Origin of the sequence: Solwaraspora sp. WMMD791 (assembly GCF_029581195.1) — a bacterium.
GTDB lineage: Bacteria > Actinomycetota > Actinomycetes > Mycobacteriales > Micromonosporaceae > Micromonospora_E.
The window spans coordinates 915,045-938,388 of sequence record NZ_CP120737.1 but is presented as its reverse complement, the minus strand read 5'-3'; the positions used below and the strand labels follow the sequence as shown (position 1 = coordinate 938,388).

Genomic DNA, 23,344 nt, shown 5'->3' with positions numbered 1-23,344 from the left:
CAGCATCACAAGATCATCCACCGGCGGCTGCCGCGCATGATCGGATGCGCCCCAGCTGACCGTCGCCGGCGTGTCACGTCGATGAGGCGCAGTGGATCATGGGTGGCTACTGGTGCCAGTGGACGAAACGCACCGGCTCGGCCAGCACCGCCTGGGCGGATGGCACGTCGGCCAGCCGGGCCGCCAGGGTCGCTTCGGCGAGCCGACGCGGCAGCGCGGCACTGAACTTCAACCCGTGCAGGGCCTTCTCGTCGATCTCGGGCAGGCAGACCCGATCCGCCGCGTCGCTGGTCGCCGCCAGCCAGCCGGACCGGTCGACGCCGTCGCGCAACCGGATGCTCGTGTCGTCGGGTCGTTGGGTGGGATCCGCCAGATCGCCGATGGTCGCCGCCAGTGTGGCGTTGGCCCGGAACCCGGCCCAGGTCCACCAGCGCAGCTCATCGTGTCCGTCGATGGCGACGACCGTACCGCCGGGGTGCACCAGCCCGGCCGCACCGTCGCGAGCCTCAGCGAGCCGTGCTGTCGCCCGGCGGGTCAGCTGGACCGGCGGCACCGCGCCGAGCAGCACCTCCCGCATCGCCTGCACCAGCCGGTACGACAACCCCTGCGGGGTGCCACCAGCCAACCAGAGTGCCCGGCCGCCGCGTTCGGCCGGCTCCACGAAGCAGCGACGCCGACGCCAGTCGATGTGGGTGACCCGCCAGCTACGACCGCCGAGCAGCAGCAGCCGTGGCCCGATCACCCGCTCGGTCAACAGGTACGGGTCGGTGCGGCCGATCTCGGTACGACCCAGCAGGACGGTGAACTGCGGCGGCGCGGTGAAAACCGCCATCATGTCCATGAAGTGGCGGCGGCCGAACCGCAACTCGGCCTCGGGTCCGATGTGCAGCATGCCGTCGTCGTCGTCGAGATAGCCCTCGCTGACGAGATGCCTCAGGATCACCTCTGCACCGGTGTCGAATGGGGCAAGGCCGTTCCACTCCTGCGCCCACTGCCGGTCACCGACACGGTGCCGCTGCAGGCAGAGCGCCAGGATCTGCTGGGCGACGATGTGCCGGGGCTCCGGCGGCGCGACGATGTCCTCGACCCAGCCCTGACCCCACAGCCGGAGCAGTCCGGCGGCGTGCACCAGGCTCGGTGTGTCCAGTGCGAGGAACAGGCAGTTACGGGTGCTGCCCGCCCGCCGCCCGGTGCGGCCGATGCGCTGCAGGAACGCGGCGACGGTCCGGGGAGCGTTGATCTGGATCACCCGGTCGAGGTCACCGACGTCGATGCCGAGTTCGAGGGTGCTGGTGGAGACGATGACGCAGTCGCGCCCTTCGGCGAAAGCCTGCTCGGCCCGTCGCCGGTCGTCCAGGGCGAGCGAGGCGTGCGACAGGTACGTGGTGACGCCGGCCAGCCGCAGCTTCTGCCCGAGCTCTTCGACCAGAGCCCGCGAGTCGCAGAACACCAGCCGCTTCTCGCCGCTGTGCAACGCCGCGATGATCCGGGCCGCGTTGTCCGCCGACCCGACGTAGTCCAGCTCCACCTTCCCGGGCGGCGGACCCACTGAAGTAGCTCCAGCCGTCACCAATGGCGGGATCGCGGCAGCGGGCAGGTCCGGAGCGACGACCCTGGCCGGACGTTCACCCCGGCCGGATCCCTGCAGCCAGCTCAGCAGCTCGTCAGGGTTGCCCACGGTGGCGGACAGGCCGACCCTTTGCACCGGCCGGCCGGCGACCCGGGTCAACCGCTCCAACACCGCCAGCAGATGCCAGCCCCGGTCGTCACCAGCGAAGGCGTGTACCTCGTCGACGACGACCGCACGGACCGACCGGAGGAACTCGTCGTGGTCGACGTTGCGGCTGACCAGCATCGACTCCACCGACTCAGGGGTGGTCAGCAGGATGTCGGGACGATCCCGCAGGATCCTGCGGCGCTGCCCGGCGGTGACGTCGCCGTGCCACACTGCGGCCCGCCGACCGAGCCAGCCGGTGTACTGCTCCACCCGTGGCAGCAGGTTGTTCAGCAGCGCCTTCAGCGGGCAGAGATACAGCAGACCGGGGCCGGACCAGTTCTCCTGGGCCATCTGGGACAGCAGCGGAAACAGCGCGGCTTCGGTCTTACCGGCGGCGGTGGGTGCCAGCAGCAGCGCGTCGTCGCCGGCGAGCAGCGGAGTGACCGCGCCGGACTGCAACGGGCGCAACGCCGGCCACTGCAACGAGTTGACGATGTGGTGCAGCAGTACCGGATGCAGTAGGTCGGCGGCGGCCATCAGCAGTCGTCGAGGGCGATGTCGTCGGCCCGGGCCGCGTTGCGTTCGACATCGGTCAGCTCGGTGTCGTTGAGCGTCAGCGGGTAGTGCTCCCGGGGCCGGAAGTCGGGCACCTGGTCGACCCGGTCGAGCACGTCGACCAGCTTCTTGAGGAACAACCGGGGGGCCACTCCGACCCTGCCACCCAGTCCGCCGGCGACGGCGCGGGCGAACTGGGCGACGAACTCGTCGTCAACGAGCCCGGCGATGCGGTCCGCGCCCGTGCCGGTGGCACCGACGGCGTACAGGTCACGGACCCGGGTGCCCAGCTCGACCAGTGACTCGTGGGTGAAGCCGGGCAGCCGGATCTGCACCGCCCGAGGGTTGTCGAACTTCGGGTCGGCGGTGAAGTCGACCGCCAGCCGCTGGGCCAGCGGAGCGAGCCGCTGCACCCCCTGCGGTCCGTCGTAGAACGCCGGTGTGCCGGTGATCAGCAGATACAGCCCGGGAAACCGCCCGGAGTGCACTTCGTCGATGAGTTGCCGCAGCGCGTTGAGCGCCTTGTCCCTGGCGTCGGAGCGGACCCGTTGCAGGGTCTCCACCTCGTCGAGCACCAGCAGCAGGCCGGGGTGTCCGCTGTCGCGCAGCACCGCCAGCAGGCCCTGCAGAAAACTCAACGCGGCGAAGTGGTCGAGGTCGCCGCGTACCCCGGCGGCCCGACGGGCGGCGGCGGCCACGTGCGGCTGGCCGCCGAGCCAGGCGAGCACCGCGTCGGCGGTCGCGGTCTCACCGGCGAGGGTCGCCGTACGGTAGCCGCGCAGCGCCGCCGCGAACGCCGGCGCGGTTCGGCTGACCACGGCGAGGCGCTGTTCGAGGAGCAGACCGACGGCCGTGTCGAGGGCCGCCGGGTCATCGGCGCTGACGTCGCCGCCAGCGAGGACGTCCTCTTCCAGGGCGTAGAACCAGCCGTCGACGACCGCCCGGAGCGCGCTGGGCGGGAAGGCGGCGGTGGCGAGCCGCTCGGTAAGCCGGCGGTAGACGGTTTCGAGCCGATGCAGCGGGGTCTCGTTCTCGGATATCTGCACCTCGGCGACGGCCAGGTTGGCCCGCTTGGCGCGCTCGGCGATCCACCGGGTGGTGAAGGTCTTACCGGAGCCGTACTCGCCCCGAATCGCCTTGAACACCGCCCCGCCGGTGGTGACGGTCGTCAGGTCGTCGCCGATCGCGGCGGTGATCCGGTCCATGCCGACGGCGAACAGGTCGAGCCCGGTGGCGGGTACGGCGCCGCGCCGCAGCGCGTCGATCACCTCGCGGCGCCGGGCCGGGCTGGCGGTGGGTTCGGCGGATGACGTCATCTGCGCTCCCCCGCACCGGGTAGGCCGAACTGCTCACGTAGCAGTTGCTGGTTGAGCCGCACCGTGCGGTCCTGGTCGGTCAGTGACAGCACCGGGTAGCTGTCGACGTTGAGCACCCGCTGCAGGGTGGTGACGAACCCGGTGGCCCGCAGCGGGGCTTCGCCGGCCCGCTGGGCGAGCACCGCCAACGGCAGTACGCCGCCGGCCTCAACCAGGGCCCGCAGGGCCGCCGCGACCTTGGCGTCGGCGGGTCGGCGGGGCATCGCGTCGCGCTGCTCGACGTACAGGTTGCTGGCCAGCAGCGCGTCCACCAGGTCCGCGCCGGTCGGTGCCGGCGCCGCCGGGGGCGCCGCGGTCGGCGTCGGTACGGCGAACAGCGGCTGCTCCCCTTCGACCGGTGCCGGCGATCGACGCTGCCGACCGCTCCCCGGGCGGGGTGTCGCGGCCGGCGTGGGCGCCGCCACAGCGGGTGCGGCGGTGCGGGCCGGCTGCCACCAGTCGGGGTGCTGCGGGCCGAGCGCCGCCCAGCCGGCCGGCGGGTTGGCCGCGTTCGGCGGAAGGAACGCCAGCAGCGGCACGGTGACCTCGGCCAGTGACGCGCCGCCGTGGTAGCCGGCCCGGGTGGGTCGGTAGCGCAGTGCCGGGTCCCACAGCGCGACGATGCGCTGCCCGGGTGCGACGACGCGGGGGCCGGCGAGCACGACCTCGCCGTCGGCGGGGGGCGTGTCGCCTCGACGGTGCCGGGCGGACCGGGCGTCGGTGGCCGCGCGGGCGGTGGCCCCCTGGTCGAGTACGTGCCCGTGGTCGCTGGTGATGATCACGGCGCGGCCGGCGGACCGGGCCAGGTCGAGCAGGCTGCGGAGGAAGCCGATCTGCCCGAGCTGCCAGCCGGGTTCGTCGCCTTCCCGACCGTACGCGAGGGTGTCGTCGACGGTGTTGATCACGACGGCGACGAGCCGGGTCGGGTCGGCCAGGGCGTCGCGCAGGTCGTCGGCGTACGCCTCGCCGGCACCGCCCCGCGACGGGCCCTTGTGGAAGATGACGGCTCGCTCGCCCCACCGGCCGGCGGTGAACATCTGCCGCTCGGTAACCTGGTTGCCCTCGCGTAGCTCACCGGCGAACAGCGAGGTCCGGCTGACCGCGGTGAGGGTGGGCAGGGCGGCGACCGCCGCCCGCCGACGGGCCGGACCGCCGCCTGCGACCGGGTCGTACTCGTCCCACTGGTGGCGCAGCTCGGCGGCGAGTTCGACGGCGACGGCGGCGCTCATGCCGTCCAGCACGATGAACAGGGTGGGCCGGCGGGCGGCGATCAGCGGATCGACCACCCGACGCCGCACCTGCTCGATGGTCAGCAGGTCACCGTCGCTTCCGGGCCCGGCCGTGGTCCAGGCCGCGAGGCGGTCGGCGAACGCCTCGTCGATCGCCCGCCGGCGCCGCGTCGCCTGCTGGTGGATGTCCCGGTACGCGGCCTGCAGTCCGGCGTGCACATCGTCACCGGCCCACACCTGTGCCAGTGCGCGGTCCACCCAGCCCAGGTCGCTGATCTGCTGGTGGATGCCGTCGGCGACGCTGTCGGCAGCGGCCGGGTCGCTGGCAAGCCAGCGAAGCAGTCGGCGGGCCATCCGTACCCGGGTCACCTTCGACGCTTCGTCGACGGCGAGCACGTGGTCGGCGACGGCGGCGACGGCACGGTCCAACTCGGCGTCCAGCGACGCGGACGCGGCGCCGGTGGCTGACGGCGCGCCGGTCGCCGACGCGGCGGCGCTCAGCGCGGCGGCGGCGCGGTCGAGCCGGTGGGCGAACCCGGTCCGCAGGATCGGACTGTGCCCGGCGCATCCGGTGGCGGCCAGCCCGGTCAGTAGCTCCTCTGCCCGGTCGAGGATTCCGTGGGCCTCCCGCCGTAGCTGGTCGTCGCGGTCGGCGAGCATCCCGGTCACGGTCTCAACGCAGGCTGCGGCGTACCGACGGATGGTGTCGTCGTCGCCGCGTACCGCGCCGAGCAGCGGGTCGATCCGCCCCTGGGCCCGGGCCGCCTCCTGGTCGGCGCTGCTCCACACCGCGTCGCAGACCAGCCCGAGCGGCAGCGCGTCCGGCCCGTGGCCGGCGTCGATGAGGGCGATGACCGCGCGGGCGGGGTGGTGCAGGCGGCCGGTGAGCCAGCGGCCGAGTCCGGCCCGCTCCTCGGCCCGCAGGGTGCTGAACGCGTCGACCGCGCCGGGGCGTCGGGTCCACCGCAGCAGGGTCGGCACGTCGAGGTCGGCGGCGCGCGCGCCGGTCGGGTCGAGTCCGAACCGGGCGGCGGCCAGCCGGCCGAGCGCGACGTCCCGGCTGAGTACGCTGGCGGCGTCGAGCTTCGGCCAGCCGCCTGCAGGCATCGCCTCCAGCAGCGCGGACCCGGCCCAGCTTTCGGCCGCCAGCGCGGGTTCGACGTTGCGGGCGCCGAACGCGGCCAGCACCACGTCCCACGGTTCGATGGTGATGGCCCGCTGGCGGAATATCCGGCTGCGGATCCCGTCGCCGAGTTCGGTGGTGCGCAGCGGGGTGAGCAGGATCAGCACCTCGCCGTCCGGCCGGGTGACGAGGTGCTGCCAGATCGCCAACGGCGACGGGCAGGCGACGACGCGGGCCCGCCGGTCACCGGCCAGGACCAGCTGCGGTTCGTGCGGCCAGTCCGGTTCCGCGGTGACGACGACGACCGGATCCGGCTCCCCGGCGGCGGCGCGGCGCAGCTGGTCGCCGACCTCCTGGGCGAGTACGGCCGGACTGACCCGGTTGGCTGGCGCGGCGACGGTCACGGCACGACCCGCCAGCTGACTTCGACGTGTGCGTCGGGGTGGGCGGCGGCGAACGCCCGCAGCTGGGTCACCGCCTCGTCGAGCGCTGCGGCGGCGACGGTGGCCTGCCCGGCGGTGCTGCCGACCGTCGACGACGGGTCGGCCAGCGGCGGGCGCAGCTCGATCGCCGGGTTCTGCACCGACGGAACCGCCGGCGGCGGGGTCGCCGGCGGCACCGCCACCGGCGTGACCTGCGACCCGGACTGCGGCGGCGTGGGCGGTGCCGGCGTCCTTTCCCGCATCACCCGGGCGATGAGCTCGACGGCGTCGCGTTCGGCCCGGCGCAGCACCGGCACCAGCGGGGTGGTCAGCTCGTCGGCTTGGGCGGCGGCGTGCAGCTTACCGAGGATCGCGGCCGCTTCGGCGGCGTACCGCTCGGGCAGGTCGGCGATCAGACCAAGGTTGTCCCAGCGGGCGGCGACCAGGGCGCTACGTACCTCGGCGGCGGCGGTGACGCTGCGGGCGACCTTGTCGACGCCAGCGGGTCCGCCGAGGTCGGCGCGGGCCAGCTGCTCGATGGTCTCCACCGCCGGGGCCCGGCCGGCGAGGGTGGCGAGCAGGGTGGCGGCGGTACGGGCGGTGGCCAGCCGCCCGGTCGATGCGTCCGGGTCCAGGTGGAGGTGCTGGGCGTGCTGCTCCAGCTTGGCGACCAGGTCGTCGGCGTCGCCGCGTCGCCGCTGTGCCTCGGTGACCAGGTCACGGGCGAGCAGTCCGACGATGCGGCCGCGCCGCAGACCCGGTTTGTGCACCCCGAACAGCCGCGTCGCGCGGTCGCGGGCGGCGGTCCAGTCGGCTTCGCTGGGCAGCGGTTCGGACCGCAGGGTGTAGTCGGTGCTGATCCGGCCCGGCTCCGGGGCCGGGGACACCGCCGCGCCGTGCAGATAGAACATCCGGTCGGTCTGTTCGGCGAAGACGGCGACGATCAGCTGGGCCACCAGCGGGTCCAGCCCTCGGGGCTGCGGGTGGTCGATCCAGCGCAGCAGGTCCCGTACGGCCAGTTCGCCGTCGATGCCTTCGACGGCGGCGCGTTGGGTGAAGTGCTGCACCCATTCGTTGCCGAGCACGAAGGCGGCCTCGTGCATCTGGCCGAGGCCGAGCGGGTTGGCCAGCCGCCGCATGGTCTGCCGGTGGGCGCGTTCGACCTCGACCCGGCCCTCCGGGTTGCCGATGGCCTGACTCACCCGGTCGAGCACGATCCGCACGTCGGCCGGGCGGACCGGCTCGCCTTTGCGGTCCGGGTCGAGGTCCGGGTGGGCGGGGAACTGGTGGGTGAACATCTGGTCGCCGATGGTGCGCAGCGCGTCGGCGAAGCTGGTGCCGACCGGCAGGGTCGGGTGGAACGGCCGGATCAGCGGCTCCAGGTGGTCGTCGTATCCGACGCGGACGTCGGTGGGCTGTTTGGTGGCCAGCCCGTACGCCTCCCGCAGCACGTCGCGCAGCTTGCCGGTCAGGCTGCTGCGCTGGTTGGTCAGGGTGCTCAGCGCGCGCCGCCGGTCGTCGGGGTTGAGATGCTCGGCGTGGCTGTCGAAGCGGCGCCCTTCGAGGATCTTCTCCAGGATGGCGAGTTTGCCGAGGTCGTTGAGGCGCTCCAGGGTCAGCGACGCCGGGATCCAGCAGACCGTACGCGGGTTGATCCGCTCCCGCAGTTGCTGCACCCGCTGCCGGTCGTCGGCCGGGGTGTGGGTGCCGCTGTCGAACGGGTAGTCGATGATTAGCCGCCAGCCGGCGGGGTCGGCCGGTTGGAAGGCGTCGTCGCGCAGGTCCCGGTCGTCGCGGACGTTGCCGTAGACGAGTTCGAGCCGTCGGCGGCTGCCCCGCCAGACCAGCTCCGCCTCGGCGTGGAAGGTGTCGGTCCACGGCACCCCGAGCTGATCCCACAGCAGCCGCTGCACCAGGTTCTTGCGGGCACCGTCGTTGTCGTAGTGCTTGGCGGTGGCGAGCACGCTGTCGACGTCGACGCCGACCAGTTCGAGCGAGATGACCGGGTCGTCGCCGTCGCCGACGCGGATCTCGCCGAAGACGCCGGCCCAGTCCTTGACCTTGCGCAGCACCTGGGCGACCTCGCCGCCGGGGATCGGGCTGACGATGGAGCCGTGGTTGAGCGCGGACAGCCGGCGGGCGGTCAGGTTGCGCAGCGCCGGCACGCTCGGCGCCAACGCCGCCAGCAGCAGGGTCTTCACCAGCCGGTCGTCGCCGGTGAGTCCCCGGTGCCGGGCGGCGATCGGGCCGGGTAGCTCCTCGCCCCGGCGGGCCCGGTCGAGGTCCTCGTCGGTCAGGTCGTACTGGGCGAGCAGGTGGGGCCGCAGTTTGCCGGTGTAGATGCGCTGCGCGGTCTCGAACTCGTGCTTGAGCTTGTCGGTGAACGGCTGGTCGCCGCCGCCGCTGATCACGTCGTACAGGTCACCGAGGGGCACCAGTTGCCCGAGCCGCAGGGTTTCCCGCCGGTCGACCAGCAGTTGACGCATCAGCTTCAGCGCGGTGCGGGAACGTTGCAGTGCGCTGGAGACGTGCACCAGGGTGGAGATGAACGCCGGGCTGAACGGGTAGGTGGCGCGGAAGGCGTCCAGGTCGGCACCGGCGCCGGAGTCGACGCCGAGCAGGGCGTCCCAGACTTCGCGACGTACCTTGGTGGTGGTGTCGAAGGCGGCGGTGATCGCCTCGGCCGCGCCGGGCACGTCTTCGCGGGGTTTGAGTAGCCGCTTACGGGCGATCTCCGGCAGGTTGCGGTCTTCCAGGGTGATCGTGTCGAAACGGCCGCTGGCCAGGTTGAGGGTGTCCTGGAAGCTCAGCTCATGCGCACCGGTCGCCCCTTCGCCGACGAGTTCCCGCAGGTCCCGCTGGCGGGCGATGAAGCTGATCACCGGGATCGGCCGGCGGGTGTCGCCGCCCTCGACGAAGTTGGTGATCTTCTGGATCTCCCGGGAGACGAACTGCTGATCACCGATGGAGTTGGCCAGCCAGAGGATCAACTCGTCGAGGAAAAGAATCAGGCCGTCGTAGCCGAGCTCCTTGGCGTGCCGGCTGATCTCGGTGAGCCCCCGGTCCAGGGAGATGTACGCTTCGGCGTCCTCGCGGGCGTTGCTGAAGAAGCCTTTGTTCCAGCTGCTGAGCAGGTCGTTGACGAGTTTGCGCCGCTGCGGGTCGTCGGGGACGGCGGCGAACGCGGCGTCCAGACGCGGCCCGGTCCAGTACGCCTCGGAGTCGCCCCATTCGTCGTCCGGGTCGCCGCCGGGCAGATTGGCGATGAACTGGCCGTCGCCGATCGTCTTGCGCAGTTCGGCGGCTTGTTCCAGCAGCGCGTCGGTGCGGTGCACGGCCGGGATCGTCGCTCCCGGGTGCAGTTGGCGGACCCGGTCGACGTAGCCGCCGAGGACCCGCTGCTCCAGCGACCGGGCGTCGAGCAGGTGGTACGGCACCAGCAGGAACTGCCGCCCGTCGAGCCAGACACTGTGTTTGTTGACCAGGCCGGAGAACTCCTCGCGGCCCCGGGCGGCCGGCTCACCGCGCAGCAGGGCGTGCAGAACGGCCATGAAGTGCGACTTACCGGAACCGAACGATCCGTGCAGGTAGGCGGCCTTGGAGGTGTGTCCTTCGATCGCCGAGCGGATCAGCCCGAGTGCCTCGTCGAAGTTGCCGACCAGCCGGTCGGTGATCACGTATTCGGCCAGGGTCGCCTCGGCGTCGGTGACGCTGTCCGCCAGCTTGAGCACGAAGTCACTGGTGCTGGTCCGCTCCGGGATGCTGATGTACTCCCGCAGCAGCTGAGGTGAGGTCGACGCAGGCATGACGCTTACCGTACCGAGAGCGACGGAATGCGCATCGACCGCGCGGACCGTTTCCGCCCACCCGGACCGCCGCACACTACCCTCAGTTATCAATCCATCACATGTTGCTCATCTTTCACGTACATACGCAGCGGCGAGGCCAGCCAGTGCGGCGACGATCCCGCCGATCGCGCTCACCGCAGCCGATCGCCCGGAGCCACCTGCCACAAGCATGATGACGACGATCGCCACGACGCCGAACAGGCCCACGCCAAGTGTCCGATTGACGACAGCGACCCGGCGAAGGCCAGGTCGACCTTGATCCGACTGGTCCATTGTCTGCGCTCCTCACCCGCCGTCCGACGCCATCACCGCCGCCCTTGCAGAACATCAGAGACCAGGTAGCGCCGACACGCGCCGTTACCGGATACGCAAGCGCTTTGCACACGCTGGCACGCGCGTTGCACAGTGGAGGCAATACCGAGCGTGACCATGGGCGGGAGACTGCGATGAGCGGCGACCGCCGGTGGGCCGGCCTTCCCGAGACGCGTCGGGCGGCGGCAGCCGGCGACTACGGCAACCTGATCCGGCTGGCCCGCACGGCCGCCCGGCTGACCCTCGCGGAGGCCGGGCGACGCTGCGGCTACTCTGCGGCGAGCCTGTCGCGGATCGAACGCGGCCGGCAGCGGTTGACCGACGTGTCCGCCCTCCGACGGCTCGCCGACGTGTTCGACATTCCACCGGAGCTGTTCGGCTTGACCAACTCTGGCACATCGGCCAGCCACCACGAGTCCACTTCGATCGTTAGGCTTCCCGGTAGCCGATCCTGGCCTGAGACGGGAGAGGACGTGATCCGACGGCGCGCGGTACTGGGCGGTCTGGCGGGGCTCGCCGGTGCGGCCATCCCCACCGGCCCGGGCTCTGCCGGCCACGCCACCAGCCGCCCACCACAGCTGGCGGCCGGGCTGTCGGGCCTGCTCCTCGGCGCGTACCCGAGCACCACCCCACCTGTCAGCCCGGTCGAGCTGCGCGCCACGCTGGCCGCCGCGTCAGCGGACCTTCAGGCGTGTCGGTACGCCCGACTCGCCACCCGCCTACCGCAACTGGTCACCGGCGCGGCGACAGTCACCGCGAACGCCGCCGACGACCGACGATGTGCGGTCACCGCCCTGGCGACCCGGGCGTACCACCTCACCGCACAGGTCTTGATCAAACTGCACGAGGACGGCATGTCCTGGTCGATCATGGACCGGGCTGGTAAGACTGCGCGGGCCTGCGGGGACCCGCTGCTGCAGGCCGAACATGCCCGGATCACCGCGATCGTGCTCCGCCGGACCCGGCACCGCGGCACCGCGCAGGAGGTCGTGCTCACCGGCGCGACGACGCTCGACACCGCCACCGGGCTGCGGCGGCCCGCTGACGTCACCGCGTACGGGCGGCTGCTCGCCACCGCTGCCTACACGGCCGCTCTCGCCGACCAGCGGAACACTGCACTGGATCTACTCGCCGAGGCGGACGAGGCCGCCCGGCGAGTGGAACTGAAGCCCGCCTTCGGCAGCGTCGACGTCGCGCTGTACCGGATCGGTGTCTCCCGCGCACTGGGTGACTTCGGCGCGGCGGTCGAATGCGCCCGCGCCATCACCCCGCAGCAGTTGGGCACCGTGGAGCGTCGGGCCCGCTACTGGCAGGACACCGCGCTGGCGTTGCACGGCCGAGGCACGAACGCCGAGGCGTACCGGGCGTTGCTCGCCGCTGAGCAGACCGCGCCGCAGGAGGTCCGCTACCGACCGTGGGCCCAGCGGTTGACCATCGACCTGCTGGCGAGCGACCGCCACCGGTCTCTCCCCGACCTTCGCGCCTTCGCCGCCCGCATCGGTGTCGACGTCTGACTCGAGCCGAGTGATGACCGAACTGCCGATTGTGCTTCACCTGCGTATCAGCACGATGGACGGATGCGAGTAGGTGACCCAGAATTCGACCGAGCGGTCGGCCTCAGCATCGACATACTTCGTGATCTAGCCCGACAGGCGAGGCGCTTCGAGGATGCGCTGATCACCTACCGTCAGCTCAGCGAACGGCTCGCCGCTGACGGAGTTGTGGTGCCCTACCACCAGGGACCCCTGCCACACATCCTCGAGTACGCGTCACGCCGCGAGCATGCCGAAGGCCGTGGGCTGATCTCCGCGCTGGTCGTGCAGCAGGGCCTCGACGGCCGGCCGGCAATGCCGTCCGGCGGCTTCTTCAACATGGCGCGGCGGGCACCCTTCAAGCGCTCCGGCAGCAATGAGGCGATCTGGATGACCGAGGTCCAGAGCGTGATCGACGAGTGCGCCGGCGACAGCTGAAGCAGTCAGCCCGACGCATGATCCGATACGCCCTAGCGAACTCTCTACCGGCGTGTCGCGTCGATAACGCGCAGTGGATCAACCGCCGCGCGGCAGTGGATCAACCGCCGCGCGGCAGTGGATCAACCGCCGTGAGGCAGCGGGTCGCCGTCGACAAGCAGGGTCACGCCGTTGTCCCGGCAAATGTCGCGCCACACCTCGTCGACCGGGGCCGAGGTCAGCAGGATCGGGGTGACCACCCGGCCGAGCAGGGCCAGCCGGTGGCGGTACTCGAGCACCTGCCCGAGACCGAGGCGCAACTGATCCTCCGGGCTGGCACCGACGAGGCTCTTGACCTCCGCGATGTACTGCCGGCCGTCAGCGTCCTGCCAGGCCAGGTCCACCGGCACCTTCGCCAGCCCGGTGCCCACCAAGATGCCCGTGGCGGCCAGAGTGTCGATCAGCCAGCGGCTGAGCCGGTCGTGCTCGTCGCACCCGGCCACGTACGCCTGCTTGTCGAAGGCCCGGGTGTCGGTCAACGCCGCCGGGTCCACCACCGGAGACCGGTACGGACGGTCGAACGCCGCCCCCGTCACCGGCTGCGGCGTCAGGGAATCGAAGTGCACTTGCGCGGCTGACCAGGCCCGAGCCAGCCGCTCCGGCCGGTGGAGCCGATCAAACGTGAAGCCACCGACGGCCAGACTCATGGCGTTGACCAGCCGCGCCGCAGCGAGGACCGGTGGCTGCCGTAGAGCCCACCACGCGTCGTCGACGCTGTCGCACGTGTATCCGACTTTATCTCCCCGCAGGGTCTTGTGCGGGTCGTGGTCACGCTCGGTGACCCGAGCAAACCACGCGTCCTCGTCGATGACACCGACGTCGAAGGCCGCCTCGACGGCCACCTTGTCCAGGTGGAAGTTGATCCCGTCGCCGTCCTCGAACAGCCACAGTGTTTCCAGCCGGCCCAGGGTCACCCGCAGCAGCGACCGGCCCCGTACCCGCCGCTGGTTCAGGAACCACAGCTTGCCGTCGGTCTCGACCGGGTTCGGCACGGTCATCCAGATGTACCAGCCGGCGAGTGCCCATGAGGCGCGCGCCGGCTCGTCAAGATCAGCGTCGAGTGGATCCACGCTCGGTGCCGCCAGTTCCCCGGCGGCGGGCAAGGCCGGATCGGCGAAGACCCAGTGGGCCAGCTCCGCAGGGCTGGTGTAGCCCCACAGCCCGGCTTTGGGATGCCGGGCCAGGTCCTTCTCCACGTTGGCGACGTCGTCCGCCGTCCACCATGACACAGTTGACACGAGCACCACCCCCGAACACCACCAGATGTCATCCAACACGCACGTTAGGTGACATTCGATGATGTGGTCCGGCGACCCGCGTACAGCGGTCTGCCTGGTCAGAGCAGCGCGATGCCGATGAGTGTCAGATCATCAAGGCCGTCGAGCGGTTCACCCACCAGCGGCTCGACGCCGGCGCCGACGATGTCGCCGTTTTCGGCGTCCCGGCGTAACCACAGCCGGCCGACCGACGCCGCACCGGCCTGCCGGGCGAAGACGATCCGTCCCTCGTAGAGGTCGAGCTGGCCGGTGGTCACCGGTTCGAACACCTCACCGGGTACGTCGTCGATCAGGAACCTACGGTCGGTGTTGACCGCAGCCGCGTGCTCGGCGAGAGTGACCCGCAGCGCCCCGACCGAGGTCTGGTCGGCGCGGCCGAGCAGCCGACCCAGCACATCGGCGGCGACACCGCGACGCAGGTGCTCGTGGTAGCGGTCGTTGCGGAACACTCGCAGGCACCGGTAGCAGCTGGTTTCCACCCCGCATTCGCAGTCGCGGACCCGCCGCAGCGCCTCGTCGAGGACGTCACGTACCCGCGCCGCGATCCGTTGCACGTGCCCGGCACCGCCCGGCACGGTGTCGTACAGCATGATCAGGCTGCGGTTGGCCTCGGTCCGGTAGACCGTGGCGTCGATGTCGTCGCGGGAGATCTCCAGGGCCAGCACCGCCCCTTCGACGACCGCGTACGCGAGCGACCGCCAACCGTTGTCGTCGATACCGCCCAGCGCGGCGCTGTCGACACTGAGGTCGAGGACGTCGGTCTGGTATTTGTGGGCCAGCGACAGCAGTTCCAGCCGGCCCCGGCATTCCCGGCCGGTGAGCGGGCTGGCATGTTGGCGCTGCTTCCTGCTGGTGTTGGACTGGGCGAACCCGCACCGGTCGCAGATGAGGTAGCCGGCGCCGCCGGCCCCGTCGCTGATGGCGATCAGTTCGCCGCGTGAGCCGGCCCGCACCGTCACGGAGCCGCCCGGCAGGTCGACCTTGTCTTCGAAGATCTCGGCGCCGGTGGAGACGACGTGGGTGGCGCCGTGCCAGGTGCGCCGGGGCGCGGCGCTGGGCCGCCGGCCGCCGGACCGGTCGGCGACGAATCCGAACACCGGCACCGCGTACTGCCGGGGGACGCCGGTGGCCGGTGCCCCGCAGGCCGGGCACTGCGGGTCGAGCCGTTCGATCGAGTCCCGGTAGTGGCCGCAGCCGGCGCAGACGGCGTAGTGGCGCCGTTCCAGGTCCCGGCCGGGCAGCCGGTACACTCCGGCCGACTGCCAGGTCTGTCCACCCGCGACGACCTCGGCGCCGGGGGCGTATTCGTAGATCGCCGACGACAGGTCCCGGGACAGCTCCAGTTGGCGGGACATCTGGTCGTCGGCGAAGGTGAGCCGCAGTTCGACGGTGTCGACCGGGAAGCCGTACTTGGGCAGGACGTTGCGGTTGGCGAGCAGGCCGAGCAGTTCCCGGCCGGTGATGGTCTTCATGACCCGGCCGAACCGGGCCGCGTTGTCGTCCTTGCGGGCGGCGAAAGCCTCGGCCCGTTTCTGCTCGTAGATGTCGACGTCGTTCTGCAGCTCGGCGCGGACCGATTCCAGCAGGCCGACCAGGTGGCTCACCCAGTCGCCGGAGTCGACGCCGATCTCGTCGCGGACCTCGGCCGGCAGCACCCGGTGCAGCGATTCGACGATCTCCACCGGCACCGGATCGAGGAAGCCGGCGACCAACGTCACCGGTGCGACGCCGTCGTCGCCGGCGAGCAGGAACTCCCCCGCTTTCCGCCAGATCGTGCCGTAGGTGCGGAAGTGGTGCCGGAAGAACGCGGCCAGGGCCACCGAGTGGGCGTGCCGGCGGTCGATCCGTACGTTGGTCAGCGGCACGTACGGTGCGCGGACCTCGCCGGCGATCATCCGGTCCGGTTCGGCGAACCGCGACAGGTCATGTGACCGCCGCTGCGCGTAGGTCAGGACCAGGGCCGCCGAGTCGGTGCGCCGGCCGGCCCGCCCGGCCCGCTGCACGTAGTTGGCGGTGGTGGGTGGCATGTTGCGCAGCATGACGGCCTGCAGTTCACCGACGTCGACACCGAGCTCGAACGTGGTGGAGCAGGACAACGCGTTGACCTCGCCCCGGACGAACTCCTGCTGGATGAACGCGGCCCGTTCGCTGGTCCACTGGGCGGTGTGTTCGAGCACCCGCATCGGTACCGGGTTCATCGCCCGGTACACCGACCGGTAGTGGTCGTGGTCGACGTCGGCCGGCGGCGGCACCCAGCGGGTCAGCTCCCCGACGCACTTCATGGTCGGGCAGACCCCTCGTACCGTGTACGGGGTGATCCGCCGGCAGGTGCCGCACTGCCAGACCGGGTGGTCGTCGCCGGGAACCGTGCAGGTGACGAGTTCGTGGTCGAGCTGGTAGACCTGCCCGATGCCGGGTTCGAGGCTGGGCCGCAGCAGCTCGCTCATCGGCCCGACGGTCAGCAGCCGCCAGATGCCGTCGAGGAGCTGGTGCGGGTCGGCGGTGACACTGAGGCGGGCGAGGACCCGCCGCAGGTAGTCGACCCGCCGGTTGGCGCCTTTGGTCGGCAGCCAGCTCAGCACCTTGCGGCGGGAGTCGGAGCCGGTGCCGCGCAGGTAGATCGGCCCGACGCGGGGGGCGAACGCCTCGTCGCGCGGGTCGACCCCGTCGGGGGCGGCGACGGCTCCCTGCAGCCGTACGGAGCGCAGCAGCTCGTCGAGCAGCGCCCACACTTCCGTCTCGGTGAGACCGAGGCTGATCAGCGGTTGGGGTGCCTGCCAGGCGGGGTCGCGGGACATGCCCCAGGCGAGCAGGCCGCGCCCTTCGAGCGAGTTCCGTTCGTCGACGCCGACGATCTCGGTCTGCGCCCAGAGGGCGACCTGCCGGCGGCGGGCCTGGGCGGAGTCGCGGCGTTGGAAGATTCCGTAGCGTTCGGCGGCGCGGGAAGTGTCGTGGACGACGTCGTCGAGCCGGATCTCGTCGTCGCGCCGGCCGGCGGCTGCGAGTGCGCCTTCGCGCAGCAGGCGGCGGCGCTGCACCCGCTGGTAGGAGTCTTCCAGGTACGGGGCGAAGTAGGCCGCCGACTGGCGGCTGTCGCTGAACAGCAGCACTTTGCGGCCGCCACCGGGCCGGGCCTGCTGCGCCGGGTCAGTGGCCTGCGGCAGTCGCTGGTAGAGGGCGGTGGCGAGCACCGAGGCGGAGGCTTCGTTGCCGCTGGCGAACAACCGGATGAGCCCGTCGCCGCGTCCGCCGCAGCCCACGCAGGCGGTGAGCGCTTCGGCGTTCTGCCGCACGAACCGCACGGTCCGCATCGGACTTGCGGGGCACTGCGGGCAGTTGCCGGCCGGTCCGACCTGGAACACTCCGCAGCGGGCGCAGAGCGCACCGGTTTCGCTGGCTCTGGCGACGCTGTTGGTCTGCAGGGTTTCCTCGTCCTCGTCGGTGGTCACGTCGTCGACGAGGGCCAGCCAGGTCTGTTGTTCGTCGCGGGAGCGGCGGGACCGGAAGACGGCGGTGGTGCCGACCCGTTCGACGGTGCCGGCGAGGTGTTCGGTGCCGCACCGGCGGCAGGTGCCGATCTCGAAGGCGGCGTCGCCGCAGTGGGTGCAGCGTTCGCGCCGGGTCAGGCTCACGTGCGGGCCGTTGGCCCCGAGGCAGGCGAAGGCACCTTCGGTGGCGCGGGCGAACAGGTGGTAGCGGGCGGACAGCACCGGGGTGCCGGTGCTGTCATGTACGGCGTTGGCCAGTGCGACGAGGTCGGTGACGGCTGTCTGGTCGGCGTCGTCGGGGAACAGCGCCTTGGCGACCTCACGCAACGGCATCGGCCCGTGCGAGAGCAGCCGTTTGAGTCGGCGTACCCGCTGCTCCTGCTCCAGCACCGCAGCGGCCGCATCATCGGCCGACTCGGCAGGCACCGCCGGCACAGTCGACACGGTGGGCACGCCGTCGCGGCGGGCGTGCTCCAGCAGGGCGGCGGCCGGCGACGCGGCCTCGCGAAGCTGCCGGTACGCGGCGGCGGGCAGCGGACCCCATTCCGGCCCGGCCGGCACCTCGACCCGTTCGGCGGTGATGACGTCCTGCGACGCGGCGTCGGCCGGGTCATGCTGGAACGGCACCGGGAACAGGGAGCTGGCGAAGTCGGCGACGGCCGCCAGGTCGCCGCCGACGGTGGCGCTGGTGGCGATGCACTGCACCGACCGGCCTTGGCCGACCCGGTCGACGAGGCGACGCAGCAGCATCGCCAGTTCGGCGCCGCGCGCCCCGTCGTAGACGTGGGCTTCGTCGACGACGATGAACTGCCAGTGGCCGGCGTGGTCGCCTTCGAACAGGTCCATGTCCAGTGGCCGCAGCAGCAGGTATTCCAGCATGGCGTAGTTGGTCAGCAGTAGATGCGGCGGCGTGGCCTGCATCTGTTCGCGGCTGAGCAGTTCGTTGGGCAGCTGCTGCACACCGGGATGCTGGTGGGCGAAGACCTCGGCGGCTTCACTCAGCGTGTGCTTGGTCTCGCCGGTGTAGCGGCCGAAGGTGATGTCGGGGGCTCCGGCGAGCAGGGTGCGCAGCCGTTTCATCTGGTCGTTGGCGAGGGCGTTCATCGGGTAGAGCAGCAGCGCCCGGACGCCGGGGCCGAGGGTGCCGGCGGCGCGTTGCGCCATCAGCCGGTCCAGGATCGGCAGCAGGAAGCTTTCGGTCTTGCCCGAGCCGGTGCCGGTGGCGACGACGACGTTGCGGCCGGCCCGTACCTTGCCGATCGCCCGTTCCTGGTGCCGGTACAGCGGCCGGTCCAGGGCCAGGCCGGCACCGAGCGCGGCGATCTCCGGGTGCAGCGCCCCGGCGTCGATGAGCTGACGCGGGGTGCGCCCGGCGCGGTACGGCGGGGTGGCTTCCAGCAGTGGCCCTTTGGTGATCTCCTGGCTGATCGCGTCGGCGATCGCGGTGTCCAGTGCGGCGGCGAGCCGGGGATCTCTCGGCTCGACCAGGCTGCGCAGGTACCGCTGATAGGTAGCGACGATGTCGTCGCTGGTGGCCAGGGGATCCAGGATCATTCGGCGTCTCCGGTGAGGGTGAGTTCGGCGAGGAAGATGTCGATGGTGGTCAGGTCGGGGGCGTGCCGGGCCAGAGTCGCGTGGTGCGCAATGGTCCGGGTCAGCAGGGCGGCCGGCAGCCGGTCCCGGGCGACCAGCCGGGCGGTGAAGGCGAACGCCAGCGACAGTGCCGGCAGGTCCGGCCAGCCGGGGCCGCACTGCCGCGCCCCGACCGCCGCGTCGACGACCGGGCCGCCGGCGGCGGCCAGCGCGGGACGCAGGGTGCGCAGCAGGTCGGCGCCGGCGGCGGCGACCCGGGCCACGCCGGGCCGGTTTCGCACGTCGAACAGCCGGCGGGCGGCGGCGACCCGTTCGTCGGCGTCGAGGAGTCCACCGGGGACGATCCGCATCGCCCGCCAGAGCTCGTCGCGCTGCTCGGCCGGCAGCCGGGCCAACTGCTGCGCGGCCTGGTCGAAGCGGCCGACCGCCCGGTGCGGGTCGGGCTGACCCGCCAGGAGCACATCGAGGGAGTCGCCGCACGCCGTCGCCGCCCGTTCGTGCAGGTCGTCGCCGGCTGCGGTGACCGCGAGCCGGTACGCGGTGGCCAGCAGCGCCGCCAGTGGGCTGGTCTGCCACAGCCTCGCCTCGTCGGCGGTGCCGAGGTAGGCCAGCGGCGGCAGCGCCACCAGCCCGGAGTGCACCAGCGGGGCCACCAGTTCGGCTGCGGGTGACCGGGTGCGGGTCAGCGCGGTGAGGGCGGCGACCGGGTGTCGGCGCAGCACGGCGGCGGTGGCGCGGACGTCGACGGTGACGCCGTGGCGGCGCAGGTCCTCGGCGCGCCGGTACAGCGGGAGGATCAGCGGTGCGACGTCGGGGCGGTCCGGTAGGTCGGCCAGCCCGGCCAGGTGGCGTGACAGCGCCGTGTCGGGGGTGTCGGGCAGCGGCGGGTCCCAGTCGCCGTCGACGGTGAAGCTGTTGTCCGGGCCGGGCCAGTCGGGCCAGGGTTCGGGCAGCCACGGGTCGTCGACGCGCAGCAGCACCGCCAGCGGGCCGGTCCGGGTCAGATCGGCCGGCAGCGGCTCGCTGGCCAGGTCGGTGCCGATCGCGGTGACGTGCGGTGGCCGCCACGGGGCCAGCACCTGGTAGACGCCGGCGGTCAGCCCGTTGACCGGGCTGGCGTCGCCGAGGACCAGCTGGTCGTCTTTGAGGTGGACGGTGCCGGCGAGCTGTCGGGGCAGGCAGCGGGCGACGGGGAACTGTTGGCCGCTCAGGCGGACCGCGAGCTGGGCGGAGCCGCAGACCCGGACGGTGTCGGCGATCGCGGCGAGCGGGAACCGGGCGAGCGGCTGACCGTAGGTGGCGCGGGAGGCGACGGTCTGCCGTTGCTGGCCGCCGCTGGTGACAACGAGGTCGGCGTCGACCGCCGCCGGCAGCCGAACCAGCAGTTCACCGTCGCCGACGGTTTCGGTGTCCAGGCGCAGCGGCTGCAGCGACCACGGGGTGGTGCGGCCGGCGCTGACCCACTGGGCGGCCATGTGCGGCGGGGTGACCCGTACCGTGGTGGTGTGTCCGGCGGCGGTGAGCTGCACGTCGGCGCTGGTCTGCGTCGGGTCGAGCCGGGTCAGCGGCGGGTCGACCCGCAGCGCCGACGCGGCCGCGCCGAGCCGTACGGTCGCCGGCGCGAGTCCGTCGGGCCGCAGCTCGCGCCACACCGGGTGGCCGGCGACGGTCAGCCCTTCGGCGAGGTCGATGGTGCGGGACAGGCCCCGGCCGAGCGGCCCCCGGACGGTGATCTCGTAGCTGCCGACGAGCGGCCGGGGCAGCTGCTCCCACGGGTCGGTGACGGTGTCGTCGGTGATCCGCACACTGGTGCCGGTGAGCAGTTCGGCGCTGCCGGGCCGGCGAACGCGGATCGACCATTCGGTGGCCACGCCCGCCTCGGTCGGCAGGGTCAGCAGTGGAGCGGCACCGTACACGGGGGTGCCGGCGACGCTGACCACGTCGGGCAGCGGCGGGCTGAGGCGCAGCTGGGCCCGCCGGGCGGTGCCGACCCGCCGGGCCGGGCCGTCAGCGAGCCGCAGCCCGGTGACCTGTCCCAGGTCGACCCGGCGCAGCGTCCAGCCGAACCAGCCGTACGGCACCGGCAGGTCGCCGTCGGCCGCCGGGTCGGCACCACCTGCGCCAGTGGACGCGGCGGCGGCCCGGTCGATGTGCAGGGTGACCGGCTGGCCGTTGCCGTCCCGCGCGGCGTGCAGGATCCAGACCGGCTCCGGCGGCAGGCTGGCGGTCAGCGGCACCCGCCGGCCTTCGTCGGTGAAGATCAGCATCGGTTCGCGGGGGTCGATCAGGTCGAGTTCGAACTCCCGCTCGATGGCGGCGAGTTCGACCGTGACCTGCCGCGCCGGTCGGGAGATCGTCGCGACGGCCGGTGGTGCGGTGTCGACGTCACCGGGGATCCGGGAGCGGCTGACGATCGTCTGGACGTCCTCGCCGACCCGGACCCGCCATTCGACCCGGCCGCCGGGTGCGTCGGGCACCGCCGGCAGCCGCACCAGCAGGCCCCGGCCGTACGGCTCCAGCTCCACGTACGGTCGGGGGGTCGCCGCGCCGCCGCTGCCCCCGGCGGCGGTGCCGGTGCGGGCCGCGGTGCCGGCCCAGTCGAGTTGCCCGGCGTCGACGTAGCCGCGGGCCTGATCGATCAGGTGCGGCGGCAGGCCGAGCCCGTCGGCGTTGAACGCCGGCACGCGGAACCGGTCCAGCAGGTCGAGGCAGCGGTCGACGAGGTCTTCGGCGTATTCGCCGCCATGCTGCAGCAGCCGCCGCACCGGCACGTCGAGGGTGTTCAGTCGCGATTCCCGGCCGGGCGTCAACGCCCAGGCGAAGAAGTCCGCGACGGTGGTGCCAGGCTCGCGGGACTGCCGTTGCAGCAGCAGATTCAGCAGATCCCCCAGGCAGTAGGCGGGAATCCCGCCGTGCATGAGGATTTCACCGACGTTGATCTGCGGCAGGCCGGGGAATCGGGCCAGGCCGAACTGGTCCAGGTTGGCCCGGAACGCCGCACCCCAGGCGGTCGGGTCGAACTGACCGTGGGTGTGGTCGTCCACGGCACCCCAGTAGTTGCCCTGCTCGTAGCGGGACGCACCGATCCCACTGAGGCCGACCAGCAGGCAGGCCGGGTAGCGGTAGTGCAGGAATTGACGCTGCTCGTACTCGCTGCCGGCCCCGTACAGTTTTCCCAGCGCACTGACCGCTCGGCGGGCTTCGAGCTCGGGCACCGCGATCTCGGCGACCAGCGACACGGCGCGCAGCGCGGGCCGCCACTCACGCTCCCGTTGATGGAGATAGTCGGATGCCCGCACCACGGTCCCCCTGACGAATAGACGATCTGGGCCGTATCGCGACTATGCAGATGTATCGGCAGCAACTCAAGGAAACAGGTCCCTCCGGAACCTGACCGTGTCCGTTCGGTCAGCGCCGCCGGGCTGACAATCCCGCCACACCCGCCGACGCGGCCGGCACGGCAGGCACCGACGACGGGTGTCAGCGCCGCGCCGGCCGCATCCGACTTCTATCACTGGTACGGGTCGGTGCCGTTGACGGCACGCGGTGCTTCCCGCACCCCGGGGTGGGTCAACGACCGCTTGTAGACGGCGATCGCCACCATCCGGCCGTCGCGTCCACCGCCGACGATCGTGGCGAGGATGCCGATCACCGGCGACTCGTCGCTGTCGTGGCCGTAGCGGATGTCGGAGACCCGTACCCGCATCGAACAGTCGCCGTACACCCAGTCGGCCTTGCCCAGGTGCAGCGTCTCGCCGATCCGCAGCGGCTGGTCAGTCATCGGCGTCGTCCTGCCCGTGCGGGTAGCCGTCCGGCATCAGCCCGGACAGTTGCAGCACTGCCCGCACCCGCCGGGCCTTGCCCGGGTCCCAACGGTCGAGGATGACCAGCGACCGCTGCAACGGCCGGCACGGCGCGGCGACGTCGCAGGTGCGGCATTCCCCGAACCGCGCCGACGGCAGGTGTTCGGCGATGTCGAGCCGCGCCTGGTGCACCGCCTGCGCCACCACGGTGTCGCCGGGGTCGAGCGCGGCGTCGACCGCGCCGGTCAGAGCGGGGTCGACCGCGCGGGCGGCGGTCAGCCGAAAGCGCGGGTCGCGGCCGATGTCCGTCTCCCCCGGCGTCCGTCGCGGCAGCGGCGGCCGGTTCGGGGTCGCATCGGTACGCCGTGGCGTCCCGATCGACGTGTAGCGGGCCAGCCGGGGTGTCCCGCCGATCCCGTCGTTCCTGTGCACCACCAAGATCCTCCTCGAATAGCCAATGTGTCGAGACATCCACCCTGGACTCGTAGTCGTGGTCGGCGAAACCGCATCGGCGAGCATGTGCACGCCGGGAGTCCGATGCCGCGAACACCAGCCACCGCGAGGGAAACTGGGGGATGCGAAAGGCTTGCGATTAGTAGCGCCCGTCTGATAA

The 23,344-nt window shown here is 72.0% G+C and carries 12 protein-coding genes; 2 read left to right on the top strand and 10 right to left on the bottom strand.

Annotated features, from left to right (window positions below):
* Positions 1–106 precede the first annotated feature (106 nt).
* The 5 genes from O7623_RS03870 to O7623_RS03850 all read right to left on the bottom strand — a co-directional run bounded on the left by O7623_RS03870 (position 107) and on the right by O7623_RS03850 (position 10,522).
* Positions 107–2,254: a DEAD/DEAH box helicase gene (locus tag O7623_RS03870; RefSeq protein ID WP_282227209.1), complete on the bottom strand. Its 2,148-nt coding sequence runs from the start codon at positions 2,252–2,254 to the stop codon at positions 107–109.
* Complete coding sequence (gene brxD / locus O7623_RS03865) at positions 2,254–3,588, bottom strand: BREX system ATP-binding protein BrxD (protein WP_282227208.1); 1,335 nt, start codon at positions 3,586–3,588, stop codon at positions 2,254–2,256. Before brxD ends, O7623_RS03870 begins: the two co-directional genes overlap by 1 nt.
* Positions 3,585–6,383, bottom strand: coding sequence for a BREX-2 system phosphatase PglZ (gene pglZ / locus O7623_RS03860; RefSeq protein WP_282227207.1), 2,799 nt, complete (start codon positions 6,381–6,383; stop codon positions 3,585–3,587). Before pglZ ends, brxD begins: the two co-directional genes overlap by 4 nt.
* Positions 6,380–10,207, bottom strand: coding sequence for a hypothetical protein (locus O7623_RS03855; protein ID WP_282227206.1), 3,828 nt, complete (start codon positions 10,205–10,207; stop codon positions 6,380–6,382). The genes pglZ and O7623_RS03855 overlap by 4 nt, the downstream gene beginning before the upstream one ends.
* Before the next feature lie 108 nt (positions 10,208–10,315).
* Entirely contained in the window at positions 10,316–10,522 is a 207-nt protein-coding gene (locus O7623_RS03850) for a hypothetical protein (RefSeq protein WP_282227205.1), read from the bottom strand.
* A gap of 173 nt (positions 10,523–10,695) precedes the next feature.
* Between O7623_RS03850 and O7623_RS03845 the strand changes: the two genes are divergently transcribed.
* On the top strand, positions 10,696–12,075 hold the full coding sequence (locus O7623_RS03845) for a helix-turn-helix transcriptional regulator (RefSeq protein ID WP_282227204.1): 1,380 nt from the start codon (positions 10,696–10,698) through the stop codon (positions 12,073–12,075).
* A gap of 63 nt (positions 12,076–12,138) precedes the next feature.
* Positions 12,139–12,531: a hypothetical protein gene (locus tag O7623_RS03840; protein ID WP_282227203.1), complete on the top strand. Its 393-nt coding sequence runs from the start codon at positions 12,139–12,141 to the stop codon at positions 12,529–12,531.
* A 122-nt stretch (positions 12,532–12,653) separates the two neighbouring features.
* Here O7623_RS03840 and O7623_RS03835 read toward each other — a convergent pair whose 3' ends face one another.
* The 5 genes from O7623_RS03835 to O7623_RS03815 form a co-directional block, all read right to left on the bottom strand.
* Positions 12,654–13,808, bottom strand: coding sequence for a hypothetical protein (locus tag O7623_RS03835; protein WP_282227202.1), 1,155 nt, complete (start codon positions 13,806–13,808; stop codon positions 12,654–12,656).
* A gap of 98 nt (positions 13,809–13,906) precedes the next feature.
* Positions 13,907–18,889, bottom strand: a complete 4,983-nt coding sequence (locus O7623_RS03830; RefSeq protein ID WP_282227201.1) for a DEAD/DEAH box helicase — start codon at positions 18,887–18,889, stop codon at positions 13,907–13,909.
* The gene (locus O7623_RS03825) at positions 18,886–22,227 is read right to left on the bottom strand and encodes a hypothetical protein (RefSeq protein ID WP_282227200.1); all 3,342 of its coding nucleotides are present in this window, start codon (positions 22,225–22,227) and stop codon (positions 18,886–18,888) included. Before O7623_RS03825 ends, O7623_RS03830 begins: the two co-directional genes overlap by 4 nt.
* 212 nt (positions 22,228–22,439) lie before the next feature.
* The gene (locus O7623_RS03820) at positions 22,440–22,709 is read right to left on the bottom strand and encodes a hypothetical protein (protein WP_282227199.1); all 270 of its coding nucleotides are present in this window, start codon (positions 22,707–22,709) and stop codon (positions 22,440–22,442) included.
* A complete protein-coding gene (locus O7623_RS03815) occupies positions 22,702–23,166 on the bottom strand; it encodes a hypothetical protein (protein ID WP_282227198.1) in 465 nt (154 codons plus the stop codon). Before O7623_RS03815 ends, O7623_RS03820 begins: the two co-directional genes overlap by 8 nt.
* Positions 23,167–23,344 lie beyond the last annotated feature (178 nt).